Annotated in this window: 19 protein-coding genes; 2 read left to right on the forward strand and 17 right to left on the reverse strand. The window is 42.6% G+C overall.

The genetic code is table 11. The annotated features are described in order from the left end of the window. Positions 1-14 precede the first annotated feature (14 nt). From ACESTK_RS13890 to ACESTK_RS13930, 9 genes are all read right to left on the reverse strand, one after another. On the reverse strand, positions 15-698 hold the full coding sequence (locus ACESTK_RS13890; RefSeq protein WP_147422315.1) for a hypothetical protein: 684 nt from the start codon (positions 696-698) through the stop codon (positions 15-17). Positions 699-747: 49 nt separating this feature from the next. Then, entirely contained in the window at positions 748-1,863 is a 1,116-nt protein-coding gene (locus tag ACESTK_RS13895) for a hypothetical protein (protein ID WP_118580588.1), read from the reverse strand. Between the two features lie 17 nt (positions 1,864-1,880). Continuing rightward, entirely contained in the window at positions 1,881-2,012 is a 132-nt protein-coding gene (locus ACESTK_RS13900) for a hypothetical protein (protein WP_255610563.1), read from the reverse strand. A 348-nt stretch (positions 2,013-2,360) separates the two neighbouring features. Further along, the gene (locus ACESTK_RS13905; RefSeq protein WP_195991523.1) at positions 2,361-2,591 is read right to left on the reverse strand and encodes a cold-shock protein; all 231 of its coding nucleotides are present in this window, start codon (positions 2,589-2,591) and stop codon (positions 2,361-2,363) included. A 94-nt stretch (positions 2,592-2,685) separates the two neighbouring features. Continuing rightward, a complete protein-coding gene (locus ACESTK_RS13910) occupies positions 2,686-3,192 on the reverse strand; it encodes a hypothetical protein (protein ID WP_173718705.1) in 507 nt (168 codons plus the stop codon). Beyond that, entirely contained in the window at positions 3,155-3,847 is a 693-nt protein-coding gene (locus ACESTK_RS13915; protein ID WP_373120011.1) for a hypothetical protein, read from the reverse strand. Before ACESTK_RS13915 ends, ACESTK_RS13910 begins: the two co-directional genes overlap by 38 nt. 13 nt (positions 3,848-3,860) lie before the next feature. Then, positions 3,861-4,535 carry a hypothetical protein gene (locus tag ACESTK_RS13920; RefSeq protein WP_243284050.1) on the reverse strand — a complete coding sequence of 225 codons (675 nt, stop codon included), beginning with the start codon at positions 4,533-4,535 and terminating at the stop codon, positions 3,861-3,863. Beyond that, complete coding sequence (locus tag ACESTK_RS13925) at positions 4,532-4,993, reverse strand: zinc-finger-containing protein (RefSeq protein WP_195991525.1); 462 nt, start codon at positions 4,991-4,993, stop codon at positions 4,532-4,534. The genes ACESTK_RS13920 and ACESTK_RS13925 overlap by 4 nt, the downstream gene beginning before the upstream one ends. Positions 4,994-5,076: 83 nt before the next feature. Continuing rightward, a complete protein-coding gene (locus ACESTK_RS13930; protein ID WP_118580573.1) occupies positions 5,077-6,036 on the reverse strand; it encodes a S1 RNA-binding domain-containing protein in 960 nt (319 codons plus the stop codon). A gap of 451 nt (positions 6,037-6,487) precedes the next feature. Between ACESTK_RS13930 and ACESTK_RS13935 the strand changes: the two genes are divergently transcribed. Beyond that, positions 6,488-6,811, forward strand: a complete 324-nt coding sequence (locus tag ACESTK_RS13935; protein WP_118580570.1) for a type II toxin-antitoxin system Phd/YefM family antitoxin — start codon at positions 6,488-6,490, stop codon at positions 6,809-6,811. Next, positions 6,808-7,143 carry a type II toxin-antitoxin system RelE/ParE family toxin gene (locus ACESTK_RS13940; RefSeq protein WP_118580567.1) on the forward strand — a complete coding sequence of 112 codons (336 nt, stop codon included), beginning with the start codon at positions 6,808-6,810 and terminating at the stop codon, positions 7,141-7,143. Before ACESTK_RS13935 ends, ACESTK_RS13940 begins: the two co-directional genes overlap by 4 nt. Positions 7,144-7,371: 228 nt before the next feature. On the opposite strand, the gene ACESTK_RS13945 is transcribed toward ACESTK_RS13940, so the two are convergent. From ACESTK_RS13945 to ACESTK_RS13980, 8 genes are all read right to left on the reverse strand, one after another. After that, positions 7,372-7,689 (reverse strand): type II toxin-antitoxin system RelE/ParE family toxin, encoded by a 318-nt coding sequence (locus tag ACESTK_RS13945; RefSeq protein ID WP_118580564.1) that lies wholly within the window; start codon positions 7,687-7,689, stop codon positions 7,372-7,374. A 2-nt stretch (positions 7,690-7,691) separates the two neighbouring features. After that, positions 7,692-7,958 (reverse strand): type II toxin-antitoxin system prevent-host-death family antitoxin, encoded by a 267-nt coding sequence (locus ACESTK_RS13950; protein WP_117853822.1) that lies wholly within the window; start codon positions 7,956-7,958, stop codon positions 7,692-7,694. 146 nt (positions 7,959-8,104) lie between these two features. Then, positions 8,105-8,890 carry a transglutaminase-like domain-containing protein gene (locus ACESTK_RS13955; protein ID WP_147422314.1) on the reverse strand — a complete coding sequence of 262 codons (786 nt, stop codon included), beginning with the start codon at positions 8,888-8,890 and terminating at the stop codon, positions 8,105-8,107. 212 nt (positions 8,891-9,102) lie between these two features. Beyond that, a complete protein-coding gene (locus ACESTK_RS13960; protein WP_118580558.1) occupies positions 9,103-9,612 on the reverse strand; it encodes a Uma2 family endonuclease in 510 nt (169 codons plus the stop codon). A 194-nt stretch (positions 9,613-9,806) separates the two neighbouring features. After that, positions 9,807-11,138 (reverse strand): threonine/serine exporter ThrE family protein, encoded by a 1,332-nt coding sequence (locus ACESTK_RS13965; RefSeq protein ID WP_118580555.1) that lies wholly within the window; start codon positions 11,136-11,138, stop codon positions 9,807-9,809. 27 nt (positions 11,139-11,165) lie between these two features. Continuing rightward, positions 11,166-11,972: a DUF4866 domain-containing protein gene (locus tag ACESTK_RS13970; protein WP_118580552.1), complete on the reverse strand. Its 807-nt coding sequence runs from the start codon at positions 11,970-11,972 to the stop codon at positions 11,166-11,168. Positions 11,973-12,138: 166 nt separating this feature from the next. Next, entirely contained in the window at positions 12,139-12,612 is a 474-nt protein-coding gene (locus ACESTK_RS13975) for a DUF2284 domain-containing protein (protein WP_117849756.1), read from the reverse strand. Positions 12,613-12,668: 56 nt separating this feature from the next. Next, positions 12,669-13,562: a LysR family transcriptional regulator gene (locus tag ACESTK_RS13980; RefSeq protein ID WP_118580549.1), complete on the reverse strand. Its 894-nt coding sequence runs from the start codon at positions 13,560-13,562 to the stop codon at positions 12,669-12,671. Positions 13,563-13,640: the final 78 nt, after the last annotated feature.

A 13,640-nucleotide genomic window follows, 5' to 3' on the forward strand; every position in this document is an offset into this window, starting at 1 on the left:
AGTTCCTCCTTATTTTATGCTGCACCTTTTTGCAGCTCTTTCATTTCTTCCCGCACACAGCCAATGTAGATTCTTTTTTGCGAAATCTCCCAAAAAGATTCCGAAAGCCACTTATCTGCGATCATTTTTACAGCCTTCTTCGCATGGTTCAAGGTGTAAAGAAACATCACATCCGTATATTCCATCTGCGCTTTTTCAAAGGTAAAGCTTGGACTGTAAAACAGCTCCTCAGGCTTTATTCCAGCCTCCAGGAATCTCTTGGAAGTTTCCTCTACCTGTATCCGGTTTATATTTGGAACAAGGCTACTCCTCTGGTGCTGGTACTTAAGCAAAAGCTGATCCCAGTTTGTATCCATCATGTTTTTCACCAAATGGGTAACCTTCATTTCCACCTCTTTCTTCAGACTTTCTTTCGTCGGAAAAAGAAAATCGGCAGGTATCCCGACCGCCTGATAGAATACAGAATCTGCCTCATACAAAGAATAATCCGGCAGATAAAGTATGCTGCAAAGCTTTGGTTTCCGAAGCTGTAAACAATCCCTCCAAGGAGAAGCTGCATAAAATAACATGCAGTTTTCTTCCTGGCACTTTATGAATAGCTGGCTATGAAACTTTTTAATACTGTGTACCGGATCCTGTATCCACGAAAGTAATTCCCTGGATTTTTTTGCTTCCATAACCCAGTCCGGATACTGCATATGTTCCTCCTTCATACAAAAAGACAGGGGTTCCTGCCTTTGTCATTATTTAATATTTAATTTCACCTGGCATATCAAGCTCATGCCAACGTTTGCTTACACAGGCTGCCACTTTTTCCTCCAAAAGAAGTAGTCCTCTCGCATTCGTTTCCTGCTGCCTTGCAATGGAAATCACATCACAGATCCCGCAATAGATTTCGTAGGCACTACAGGGGACATCCCCTGCTGCCGCCCGAAAACGCTCTACCGTTTCTGCAATCAGCTTTTTGGAAAAACCAGCCTGCTTCATAACGCCGATCATGGCATTGGCAGGATGGTTCACCCAGATTTCACTAAGCCGCAGGACCTCCTGCAGAGCTTCCTTATAGTATTCAAAAATAGAAGCCATGTTCTGGTTGAAGTCTTCGGTACCCTTGCAGTTTTTGTGACGCACTTTCAAGTTTTCTCCCAATACAATATATTGGTTCTGAACGGACACCGTATAGAAGATATTGGCTCCTGAACTTCCCACATCGGAGGTGGTGATCCGGACCGAAGCATACAGCTCTCCGTTAAAAGTCTTCCCATAGCGTTCCAGCAGTTCCTTGTAGGCTTCGGTCAGTCGCCGGTCTCTTAGCTCCCAGGTCGCATTTACCAGATTATGGTCCGCACATCCGGATTTAAAAGACGCGTATTCAAAATCGCTGTAGATATAAGCCCCTGCAATTTCATAGACCTCTGGCATGGACAAGATAGAATAGTCTTTTTCGTCGCCAGACAGGACTGCCCGCACCTTGCCTTCACAAAAGCGGAGCAGGGATTTTCCCCTGGAGACCTTCAGACATTTGTTCAGGATATAGGCAAGTGTTTCTTTGTCTAATTCTGCAAGCGCCTTTCCGTCTATCCTGGCCCTGCCTTTTAAGCTTTTGATGGCAGATATGCCAAGAAAACAGCTGCGGTCTGGGGTTTTAATCAGCAGCCCGGAATTATTTATGGTATCCTCTTTTAAATATTCCAGATTGATATTCCCAATCGGGGTGCAGGTACTGTCCTTCGTAACCGCTTCCACTGTCAGATCCTTGCTTTGTGCCCGGAACCATTCGGCCCGTTTTTCCACATCATCCAGATACTTGTAAAAAGCGGATTCCTCTTCAAACGTTACATTAAAATCATCCTTATAGTACATAGCCCCTCCTTTTGCATTCAGGACAGGAGCTTTACTTCAATGGACTTAATTCTTCCATCCGCAATCTGGAATTCATATCCATCTTTTGCCATATCAAGCAGCATTCCCAGTTCTAACAAATTTACAGCATCCCAATTTACTTCCTGCATAAAATGTTCTCCTCTTCTTTCTTTTTCTGTTATCTGGCATTCCTTTTTTCCATTTTGACCAGTACGGTCTCTTTAATTTTTCTCATTCTGCTTCCTCCTTTTCTTCATTTTGCAACAAAAAAAGACACCAAAAGAATTCCTATCTTTTCGTATCTTCCAATGTTCTAACTTATTTGCTGAGTTTAGGGCGAACCGCCCAAAAGAGATTCATCCGGAATGTCCGGATCTAAAATGTAAGATCAGCCATAGATGACTGATAAAATATGATTTCATTTAAAGGTTACCACAACATCTTGTGGCTGTCAAACACATTTTTTATATATTTTGTGTTTCAAAATTTATTTTCTTTTATGCATCTTCCTCTGCTATAAGGGGAAGGATATTCATTGCAAGCGCCCTGCCATTTTCGTCCGTTCCAACTTCAAACTGTACAGGCTGCTTACCGGAAAGCATTTTAAAGCCTTCCATCTTGATCTGGGAGAAATGTGCGAAGTAATCCTCGCCATCCTCCCCGGTTACAAATCCGTAACCTTTTTTTGCGCTGAACCATTTCACGGTTCCACATTTTGTTTCCGCCATATTGCATAGCTCTCCTTTATACATATTTTCCATGCGTTTACATGGAAACAGGGCGGCATGGACTCGAACCATGCCTGGTACTCCCTGACCCGGATTACTCTTTTACTTCCTCCACTCCAAAAAAATTTCCAAAATCAAAAGCTGCATCCAACCTTCGAATTCCTGAGAATGCATGTGCATTCTGGTTAAAATAAAAGCGGTAGGCTTTTCCATACATGACAACTGTCTCTTTATTTAACAAAAGCTCTGTGGTAATCCCATCATCCCCTTGCACCAGAACCCTCTTAAAACCATCAAAAAGAAGTTCCGCATGGATCTCTGTCACAGTTCCTTCCACCACCTCATAGGATTTTGTAACTGCCAGGTAATAAATATACCCCGCATACCCAATTCCACAGACTGCCAAAAAAACTGTCCATCCCACAAATCCAGCTGATTTTTGCGCCAGACCAAGGGCACAGCCTCCATACAATAAGAGAAACGATAACAGTAAGGTATTCACAATTCTCTTTTTAAAAAAGCCCGGTATCCCGGTATAATGTTCTCTGTATTTTAGGTACTGCTCAGACAGCCATGTTTTCCATTTCTTCTTTTTCTTCAAGGAGACCTCCTTCTTGGATGCAGCTGATTACAAACTGTTTCTTCTTAAATAGGGAAACCAGGATCTGCATGAATTCCTGCAAGACCTGTTTCTGAACGATCTTTCGTTCTTCCACAGACAGGGGAACGGCACCCGCCTGTCTGGTTAACTCTGCCAGATGATAAGGAATATAGCCACCACCTGCAAGCTGCTGTAGAACCATTCGCTCTTCATAGGTAAACACGGGCCTTTTAAAAGCCCGCAATGCGATTTTCAGTCCTTTTCCAAGTGCCAGATCGTCTGCAAATGCGCCTAACCGCTCTGAAAACGAATCCGTGACAGGCGATACCACAGATTTACTAAGAAGGAGCCACAAAGCTTCCTCCTTACTCTCGTCATCACACTCCGCTACCAGACCACGTTTTTTCAGGCGCCTTAAGCAAAACAAAAAATCCTCTTCGTCCGCCCATTCGGTTGCATACTCTTCTCCAAATGTAAGGCATAATACCCGGTACATTTGGGAATAGATTCTATTTTCTGCACAGAGGCTCCAGGTAAGAGCCGCCCACAGCATGCCTTCCATCTCTGTGAGCACCTTCTCCTGACCGTCAATCTTTACCAGAAGCCTGCCCTCATCATCTTCCATTTTGCATCCAATGGCTGTGTACCATTTCATAATCCAGTTCCTCCTAGTGTAGCTTCATAACTTCCAGGAGTTTCGGAATCACATAACAGGCAATCATTCCTGCTACAATGCAGACTTCGATATTTGGTTTTCGAAGGTTCCATACCTCCTGGTTCTTCGTTCCAATGATCCGGGTTTTTCCGGGAACATTCCAGCGGAGCTTCCTATAAAACTCCGTAAACCTCTGATGATTAAATCCAAACGAGCGGACAAGGAAGATCGTCCGGTCCTGCTCTTCTTCGTCCAGAAGGAAAAAGCTCTCCCGGTTTTCATTTTCGCCCAACACAATGTAAAATTCCGGGATTCCTCTGCGACTGCCCTCTACGATTTTATCAATCTCTTCATAAAAGATCCGGCAGCATTCATAATGCCCGTTTTTTTCCGGCTGGCAGACTGCCAGACTGAATTCATCCAGCTCCATGTAACAGACTTCCGCTTCCATGATTCTTTTACTGATTTTGTTTGACTGCCTTAGAAGAAGAAAAATCCCAAGGAAAAGTGCCGCACACAGATATATGAGATCCCAGCATCGGATCTGGAAAAACAGAAAATAAGCCGCGATTCCCTCTATAAGGGAGCCTGCTCCGATCAGTACAAAATACCGTTCCCTTAGATCCATCAGGTGGTAGACATCTTCCTCATCCGCCTGCAAACGCAGGATATTTTTTCCATTTCTCATGCTGCCAGCGTTTTCTTCTCACAGGAAGAAATTCGGTTCGTCTTTGCATATTGTTCCATAAGTATATTACACTCCCGGATAGTTTCCTCACACCGGTACTCGGAGAACATTCCAATGTGCATGTCCTTTTCCCGCAGGCACAGGCGGTTCTGCAGCCAGATATAAGCACCATGTTTGGTCATGATGCCAGCCTGTACCACCTTATTTAACGCCCGGTGTGCTTCAATCCGTTTATGGCGAAGATCCCCATTTGCCAGAGTTCCCATAGGCCGCATACTCTTTTTATGGACTCCAATATAAGAATCACAGGATGGGTAACCACTGCAAACATACAAATAGTTATCAGGATTTAAATTACGCTCACCATAAACATACTCTGCTGGACGCAGCACCGCCAGCCCGCCACAGTAGGGACAATACAGTTTTTCATTCTGCTGTTTTTTCTTCATTTTTGCCATTTCATTCGTCTCCTTTCCTGTTTGTCCCGATTTTAAAAAAATCGCATTTTCTGTGTCAATAGGATTTTCGTTAGTTTTAATTTTTATTTATATCTTTTAATCAGCCTTGTGATAATCCCTTCTGCGACTTCGTAATTATCGTTAATTCTGGTCACTACAATTCCGATTTTATCTCCCTTTCCCGGAAGGGTTGGCATGTTGCACGAATGTGCCACGGCATTCACCCCGATATCAAGCCTCATAAAATACGTGCCTTTATAAACTTCTGTGATCACACCTGTGTACTTGCCCTGACGGTGGCATTTCCGAAGATTATCTTTATTGAGATTGGCCGTCGGGGTTTTGGCATCCACTTCCACGCTAATCTGTTCTGGTTCCTGACCATCTACTTTATTAACCATAACCTGGACAAGGTCACCAACCTGGAATTTTTCACTGGCATCCAGCATCCACTCCCAGGCCATATCACGCGCCCGGACGGATACTTCCACACCAAACACCTCCAGGCGTACTGCTTTTGGTGCTACTGCGATCACCCTGGCTTCTGCGATTCTTCCGGGATACAGGAGCGGCTTCTCCCCTTCTTCTCCAATGTAGAAAGTCTGACGCTTTTTCAGCATGGCATCCTTTCGTGAGGCTACCACACTCCGGCTTTTGGTATCCAGATCCTTGATAATGAAATCAATGTCACAGCCAAGCATGTTGTTGGCAATACGAACCTGGCGGTTTAAGGTGTCTGCGTTCTCCCGGCCGTCTCCGCTTAAGTTAATCATCATTTCATTCATCGGGATGATAATACGAAAACCGTTGTAATAAGTTACTGCAACCATCCAGCCGCTTTCCAGCTTCTCAATACCACCAAGCTGGCCTGTGAGTACCTTTCTGGTACGGTGTGCATTAAGTAGCTGGTGCCATCTGGTATCCTCCTGCTCCTGTGCGCTCTCCACCTGTGCGTCAACGTCGATTGTTAAGACACCTTCATAGGCTGCGCGTGGAATTTCTTTTTCCGTTACTTCTTCAATTGCTTTTTTTGTGTTCGCCATGTGTTGCCCTCCTATTATTTATACGACAAGAAGGCACAAAAAAAGCAGCCTGCATAAACAAACTGCTTTTTCGTGCCTTCTTTTTACGAGTACCATTCTATTATAAAGAGAATCTGAAGTCAATATTATGGATGTTGCAATCGTGTCGCATTTTAGTTGCAAATAAATACACTTGCTAATATTGGCTGCAAAAATCTTCAAAAGTTCAAGCCTAATAAATTTTTTATTCCAGTAAATTCTTATAACCAATCTCCCAGGTAATTATTTATCTCCTAAATTTCACTATTTTTTAGAAGATATTTCAATCATTAGGAGATAAAATCACCATCACCCGAAAGGCAATACCTAAAGGATTCCATTTCGCGTATATTTGTCAGTAAATATATTGATTAATTAGTTGATATTTTGCAGGTATCTGCTATAATACAAGTAAAGAAAGGAGTTGACGATTATGGCATCTGTTATGAGTGCAATTAAAAATACGGTTCCGATCAGCCAATTTAACCGTGGCCTTGCTGGAAAAATTTTTGAAGATGTGAAGCAGAGTGGTGCTAAAGTCGTAATGAAAAACAACGTTGCAGAATGTGTTCTCATTTCCCCTGAAGAATACGTCCGTCTAATGGATGAGGTAAATGATGCTCGTCTTCTTGCCGTTGCTTCTGAACGTATGGCACACTTTAATCCTGCCACTTTAATTTCTGAGGAAGAAATGAACCGCCGTCTTGGTATTACAGAAGACGATCTTACCGGTTTTGACGAGGTAGACATTGAATGAATTGGAAACTAGAATACCTTCCTGAAGCAGAAAAAGACTTAAAAGACCTAGATGGAAGTCAGCGTATTCTTGTTCTGAAGGCCATCAAAAAAGTTCAGCAAAATCCACTGCCTGTTGAAGAACAAGGTTATGGAAAACCGCTTGGTAATCACAGCAGTACTAATCTTGCCGGACTTCTGAAGATTAAACTCCGCTCTGCTGGTTTGCGTGTTGTATATCAGCTTCGCCGTACCGAATCGTCTATGATGATTATTGTAATCGGCGTCCGAGCAGACGAAGAAGTATATGAAATTGCTCAGAAAAGAGCGAATAAACACAATCTTTTTGATTAACCTGCACCTTTTTAAGTGATTACATTCATCTGTATAAAGCTTTTGTTAATACACAAGCAATTACCGTGAACCACCGATACCCCTTATAGTTCTTTCATACTATTTCAATTGAATCACAATGTACCCATAAAAAATGCAGGGATGCTCACCTCCAGCGATACATCTCTGCATTTTTAGATATGTTGCAATCATGTCACATTTTAGTTGCAAATAAGTACAACTGCTGGTTCAACGGATGAGCCAATTATACTCTTTTCTACAGTCTAAAATGTAATCCACATAAACTGTATCATCCTCAATTTGATATAAAATCAAATACCAGTTTTTCACAAACATTTTGTGATATTTATTACATGGAATATAAGGTTCATTCAAAAAAGGAAAACGATTTGGACTATACGCTAATGAACGCATTGCTTCCATTAATTCTTTTTTCTTATTTCTTGCGGCATCCTTATCTACCTGTGCCAGAAAGCGAATATGTACTCCAAGCATTTGCTTCGCCCGGTCCGATACGATAACTTTGTATTTTCTTCTTTCTGACATTTTCAGCCCTCTTCTATTATATTATCAAGATAACTTTCCAATTCATCAAGACTGCATCCTGTTCTTCCTGCCAGACGATCCTCTTCAACAGCAAGCAGTTCTTCTCTTAATTTCAACATTTTCTCCCGTCGGTTAAAGGATTCAATATCCATCACCACAAGATCACCTTCTCCATTTTTTGTCAGAAAAACAGGCTCTGAAGATTTACGGCAAAGATCTGCAATCTCATTATAATTTTGTCTAATAGCAGCTGATGGACGAATGTTCATAAGATCACCTCTCGCTTTCATAGTAATATTATATACATATTATAATTTTATTATGCTATATTTGTCAACATCTATTACAGGCATATTCCATTTCTATTACAGGCATATTCCATTTCTGCCCCAGCTTCTCTATTTTCATTCTGAAATTATCTCTCAATCGTAAAATGAAATACTAACTGTTCCTGATCCTCCGATGAAGTTCTTAAGGATTTTCGAATTCCGGTGGTATCTGCAAAAGTTCCACCATAAGCATCTACCTTGATCCATTTACCGTTTACCTTTACTTCATTCCACTGGTGTGTCCAGCTGCCGGCATTCACATGCCGTACCGGAACATTCGCAGCCTCACAAAGCAGTGTGTACGCTTTTGCATATCCTGAGCAGGCTGCTTTTTTCATTACCAAAGCTGCATAAGCTTCATTTCCATAATTCTTCTGGTAGGCTTCTGAAGACTGGTTTAACTGCCAGGAACAATGCTCGGTCAGATACCGGAACAATACAAAAGCCCGCTCCTTTGCATTCAGATCCGCAGCCACATATTTTTTTACGATTTTCTTTGCTTCTTTCTTGGCCAGATTAAGGCGTTTGGATTTATTCGGCTCTTTTACGGTCACTTTACATTTCAGGGTACGTTTTCCCACTTTTGCACAGATGTATGCTGATCCACCCTTTTTTCCAGTTACTTTTCCAGAAGCCGAAACAGATGCAACGGATTTTTTAGAAGAACTCCATTTTACTTTCTTTTTGCTTCCCGATACTTTCAGCGACGTGGAAGCTCCCCGATAGATGGTAACCGCCGATTTGTTCAGTTTCACTTTTGCAGCCTGGACATCCACTGGCCTTATAAAGCTTCCAAGGAACAAAACTACCAATGCCAGCCAAACAACTACGAATTTCTTCTTTCCTGTGTTACATTTTTTTGCTTTTCTCATCGCAAACCCTCCATTTTCGAAACCATTTCCTGTTGCAGTTCCAATGTAGCAATTTGATTTTTTCTGTGTCAATAGGATTTTTGAAAAAAATATTTTCAAATAAAAAAGTGATTCACTATTTTGCAAATCACTTTTACAATTCTTATTTATAATCAAATATCCTTTTTTCGCAATTTCACCTATCACATTTATTGCGGTCTTGGTTACAAGCACTAATCAATTTCTTCAAATAATTCGTCAAAGGTAATCTTTATCTTTGGAAAATGAAGCAGTTGTAACTCATCCTTATTTTCTTCTGTGACTGTTTTTAAAAGATAGTATTTGGGAATCTCCCCCTCATAATCCAGTTCATAGATTTCAACTGTTTTTTTACGCCAGTCAACGATCCAATACTCTTCAATCTCCTGCTCACAATACAGCTGCATTTTCTCTGTCCGGTCATAATTTTCTGTTGATGGTGACAAAACCTCCATAACAAAACGTGGCGCATCTGTAAAAGTGTTTCCACGCCTTGATTTCGTACGGCAGTTTATGGAAGCATCCGGAATCACAATCTTGTTATTGCCCTGGTTATCTTTGAAACGGTATTGCACATTATCCGAATATACATAGCAAGTACTATTTTTTAACTGGTGCCTGACCGCTGCAACAAAATTTACAATTACAGCAGAGTGCTCTGGTGTAGATCCTTCCAGATCTGTTATTTTAAGATCCCAATCCATATTTCACCCTCCTGCATTTTACAATATAAAGAACTTCTTGTTTTCTCTAAATTCCACTCTTCTCTATTAAAAGAAAAGAATTATTTTTGTCTCCTCCATTATAGCATCCTCCCTGTAGATTGGAAAAGTAATTTTTTTTAAGATTGGTGCATAAACAGGGGTGTTGGCCCTCCGTGACTCGCTTTTTGCACCTGTCAGGTACAATACCGAAACGCCTTATCTGTTAAAATCCTTGCAAAGATTAGTCCAAGCGGAAGCGCTGCAATGATCAGAAGTGCAGCTGCAAACCAGGAGGCAGACACAGATAAGGACATGATTCCAAGATTATAAAATCCACGGTATAAATAAAGCCCCGGTACCATGATCACAATAGAAGGAACGGTAACGGAAATCCTTGGGTAGCCCACCTTATTTTTCAGAAGGGAGGCCAGAAGCCCGGCTGTCAGAGCTCCGATAAATGCGGTCACTGCCGGAGGTAAGGCGGCAAGATCCACAAGCTCCAGCCGCAGGGTATTTGCAACCGCCCCAAGCACTGCTGCAGAACAGGCAAGCCTTACCGGACTGTTAAACATGATGGAGAAACCGAACACGCCGAAAAAGCTTGCAATAAGCCGTGTGAGGATCCACATTGCAACAGGCATATGGATCTTTATGAAATCCACCGGCTGTAAGTGAAGAAGCATAGCCATGATCCAGGCAGACATAGTGGCTACCAGAACAATAATCAGTGCATAAGTAAGCCGTTCCATACCAGAACGCATATCCAGTTTTGCCAGGTCGATTCCGCTGGTAATAAAGGGAAAACCAGGGATGATAAAAAGCATGGCACAGATATATCCTGCTTCATGCTGAATGGAAATCCCAAACAGGATTTCCCCTAATTTTAATAATCCTGCATATACAAAGCATGCCAGGGAGACAGAGGAAACAATGCCAAGGAACAGGGTAAAATGATGCTTGGTCAGCTTGCAGCGAAGGAAATTTCCAAGTCCTGCTCCAATAAAAGCACAAAACATCTCTACTGGTCCTCCGCCTAAAAGAAAGGTAAATCCACAGCATGCAATGGCGGCAGCCAGTCCCAGGGCAGCCGGGGAATAAAGGCCATGGATCCTTTCAATTTCATCCAGATAGCTGTGAAGCTCTTCCCCGGACATGTTTTTTCCCTCTGTTTCAAAATTGCGGATAAAATGCTCCAGCCGGTTCAGCTTTGACGTATTCACCCCTGTATTGGTAAGGCATAAAGACTGGGTAAAGCCATTTTCCCCATCAAAACAGGTGTACTCAATGGACATCAGTCCGATATCTGCGGTACAGGTAATTCCCATTGCTTCGGCCAGGGCATTCATGGAGCTTCGGACCCTCCAGGCTCCAGTCCCACAGGATAAAAACATGATCCCCACACGTCCGATAATGGAAGCCTTTTCGGTGATGCTTGCATTTATAACGGGAGTATTTTGGCCATTTTCATCGGTGTATTCATGCCACTCCACGTCCATGTGATTTTTTCTGATCATTTCTGGCTGCATAAGCCCACTTCCTTCCGAAAAGTCCCTTTATAATTTCAGGCTGTCATTTCCAGCTAGTTCCATCATCCGCTCCCTGCAGGCAAGGACGATCCCGTCAATTTCCTCCATATGCTGGAGCATTTTCTTTTCAAACTCATGGATGGGAAGCAGAACGCCAAGTTCATCAAAGGGTTTCTCAGGATTTTCCTTTTTTACACCGGTCTCCTGTCCGTAAAAGACCACTGCACGGGGTGCTGCCTGCTGGATCTCCTGGAAAGTCTTCCATACAACCGCATAAGCCTGCGCTTCTGTAAGCCCCAGCTTACAGGTATCCGGAAGTGCATAGAGGATTAAAATCCCACGCTGGCACTCTTCTTTTTCCTCTTTAATTTCCAATCCATCCATGTAAGAGCGTACAATGTCATATCCATCTGCCAGATAAAGTCTGGATCTTGGTACGCATTCATGCCGGTCAAAGGTTTCCTTAAATTTTCCATAGTCATGGGCGGAAACCATCTTTCCAACATCTTTAAGAAGCTTCCCTTCCACATTGGTAAGAAGGACCGGATTCTCTCCTGCCTTTCCATGGAATTTTCTTGGGATCAGATAGGCTTCGCGGAGCAGATCAAACATACTTTTTCCGCACAATTCCAGAAGAAGGGCACTTACATCCCCGTTCTGGTAAGCGTGAAAGAGTACCTGCAAAAAGTGGTCCGGATCCTCATCCACCAGCATATGTTCATCATCCAGATACTGGTAAAACACTTCACGAAGTCTTCTTGATGCCTCCGGGGAAGCCAGGATTTTGGAAAAAATATCTTCTACAGCCTGTTCTCTTGGTAAAACTGTTTTCATACTAAAACGCCTCTTTTTCTGTTTGGATCATGATGAGAGCTGTACTTGTCTCTTTTCGGGAGGGATTATAGCATTGTTATAGTCATACCGCAATAGGATGAAAGGTTTCTCTTTCATATCATATTTTTATGTCTGCCATATCATTGACCGTTGTATGTGTTTTCCATTACAAGTTTCCATGAAATAAAATTTGTGAAAAATACCGTATCTTATCATCGGTCCCCCAGCAGATCATTCCCACCGCATCTGCCATTTCCTGGGCATCAACACAGTAGGCGGACATGCAGGAATGGTGCCTGTAAGGACCAGCGGACATGATCAGCAGGTCGGTATTTCCAGATTCCATTATTTTAGAGGCCAGCTGTTCGGTGAGTTTATTGTGCGCAAGCTTCGCCATTTTGTAGTCCATATCCTTGTTTTGTATCGTCTGGAGAATAAGCGCTTTTTCATAGGCGAATACCCTTTGTTTCATAGATTCTACTGTTCCGCATTCAGGTGGACAGGCGGGATTCACGTTGTAACATCCACACTGATTTTCTTCACAAAACTTTCGGTATTCCGGTTTGAACACAAGTTTTTGTGTATCCATGATTGCCGCATTTGAAAACCCAAGTTTTTTTGCTTCTTTGATGTAATCCATAGAAAACCTCCTCCAAGTTTTTTACAACTCACTAAAATTTTCTCCATACGCTGGTTTTAAACCCGCCCAGCTACAATTGTGTTTTTTAATTCCCTTGCCGCAGCGCCCATAGGATGCTGGCTGTCATACACCAGACAGATCTGACGCTCCGGGATTTCGTCTTTTAGTGGGATCTGTACGATTTCTTTTTTCAGAAGGGAGGGCGCTGCCATTGGCTGGGGCAAAAAGGCAAGGCCAAGCTCGCATTTTACAAGCGGCAGGATCTGGTCCGCAGTGGCAGCTTCCGTATCCGGGGAAAGATCCAGGCCATGGGATAAAAATACACTGTTGTAAAATTTATAGGTCATAGTTTCCCGTCCAAGAGAAATCAGCGGATAGTTCTTTACCTCCCGAAGGGAAAGCTCCTGGCTTCCAAGCGCTGTAAAAGTGGTACCACCAACCAGAATCTCCTGGAAGGGCATGAGCATGATCTGTTTCAATGGGGAATCCACCTCTGCCGGAGTGGAAACTACTGCAAAATCGATCTTTCCGCTTTTTACGGATTCAATGGCTTCCGGGGTGGAATGGTTATAAAGCTTCAGCCGGATTCCCGGATAAGTCATATGGAAATTTTTTAATTTATCAAGCAGGAAAATATTCAAGGCAGTTTCGCTGGCGCCAATTGCTATACTTCCGTGGGAAAGCCCGGAGCTGTCCGCCAGCTCCTCTTCTGCAGCCTGAAACTGCTCCATTGCACCAAGCACATGGGTATAAAGCCGCTCTCCTTCCGGGGTAAGCTGTACACCGCGGTTAGTACGGATAAATAAAGTGGTATTCAGCTGCTGTTCCAGACAGTTCATGGCCCGGGTGATGTTAGGCTGGCTGTTGTTTAACGCCTGGGCGGCCTTGGTAAAGTTGTGGTATTTTGCCACATAATAAAAGATCTTGTAATACTCGAAATTTACGTCCATAATATTTTTCCTTTTCTTTTGGCATATCATATATTTATTCCAATTATATCAATTATAGTTTTTACTTATTCCTACGTC

The sequence above is a fragment of the Ruminococcus sp. Marseille-P328 genome (assembly GCF_964249465.1).
Lineage (GTDB): Bacteria > Bacillota > Clostridia > Lachnospirales > Lachnospiraceae > Blautia_A > Blautia_A faecis.

What these genes read in the sequence shown, in the direction of transcription:
- ACESTK_RS13945 (WP_118580564.1), bottom strand. Translation starts at nt 7,689, where the DNA reads ATGTCAGAAAGAAGAAAATACAAAGTTATCGTATCGGACCGGGCGAAG.
- ACESTK_RS13905 (WP_195991523.1), bottom strand. Translation starts at nt 2,591, where the DNA reads ATGGCGGAAACAAAATGTGGAACCGTGAAATGGTTCAGCGCAAAAAAA.
- ACESTK_RS13925 (WP_195991525.1), bottom strand. Translation starts at nt 4,993, where the DNA reads ATGGCAAAAATGAAGAAAAAACAGCAGAATGAAAAACTGTATTGTCCC.
- ACESTK_RS13930 (WP_118580573.1), bottom strand. Translation starts at nt 6,036, where the DNA reads ATGGCGAACACAAAAAAAGCAATTGAAGAAGTAACGGAAAAAGAAATT.
- ACESTK_RS13950 (WP_117853822.1), bottom strand. Translation starts at nt 7,958, where the DNA reads ATGAACATTCGTCCATCAGCTGCTATTAGACAAAATTATAATGAGATT.
- ACESTK_RS13940 (WP_118580567.1), top strand. Translation starts at nt 6,808, where the DNA reads ATGAATTGGAAACTAGAATACCTTCCTGAAGCAGAAAAAGACTTAAAA.
- ACESTK_RS13920 (WP_243284050.1), bottom strand. Translation starts at nt 4,535, where the DNA reads ATGAGAAATGGAAAAAATATCCTGCGTTTGCAGGCGGATGAGGAAGAT.
- ACESTK_RS13895 (WP_118580588.1), bottom strand. Translation starts at nt 1,863, where the DNA reads ATGTACTATAAGGATGATTTTAATGTAACGTTTGAAGAGGAATCCGCT.
- ACESTK_RS13915 (WP_373120011.1), bottom strand. Translation starts at nt 3,847, where the DNA reads ATGAAATGGTACACAGCCATTGGATGCAAAATGGAAGATGATGAGGGC.
- ACESTK_RS13975 (WP_117849756.1), bottom strand. Translation starts at nt 12,612, where the DNA reads ATGGATTACATCAAAGAAGCAAAAAAACTTGGGTTTTCAAATGCGGCA.
- ACESTK_RS13965 (WP_118580555.1), bottom strand. Translation starts at nt 11,138, where the DNA reads ATGCAGCCAGAAATGATCAGAAAAAATCACATGGACGTGGAGTGGCAT.
- ACESTK_RS13900 (WP_255610563.1), bottom strand. Translation starts at nt 2,012, where the DNA reads ATGCAGGAAGTAAATTGGGATGCTGTAAATTTGTTAGAACTGGGAATG.
- ACESTK_RS13980 (WP_118580549.1), bottom strand. Translation starts at nt 13,562, where the DNA reads ATGGACGTAAATTTCGAGTATTACAAGATCTTTTATTATGTGGCAAAA.
- ACESTK_RS13890 (WP_147422315.1), bottom strand. Translation starts at nt 698, where the DNA reads ATGCAGTATCCGGACTGGGTTATGGAAGCAAAAAAATCCAGGGAATTA.
- ACESTK_RS13970 (WP_118580552.1), bottom strand. Translation starts at nt 11,972, where the DNA reads ATGAAAACAGTTTTACCAAGAGAACAGGCTGTAGAAGATATTTTTTCC.
- ACESTK_RS13960 (WP_118580558.1), bottom strand. Translation starts at nt 9,612, where the DNA reads ATGGATTGGGATCTTAAAATAACAGATCTGGAAGGATCTACACCAGAG.
- ACESTK_RS13955 (WP_147422314.1), bottom strand. Translation starts at nt 8,890, where the DNA reads ATGAGAAAAGCAAAAAAATGTAACACAGGAAAGAAGAAATTCGTAGTT.
- ACESTK_RS13935 (WP_118580570.1), top strand. Translation starts at nt 6,488, where the DNA reads ATGGCATCTGTTATGAGTGCAATTAAAAATACGGTTCCGATCAGCCAA.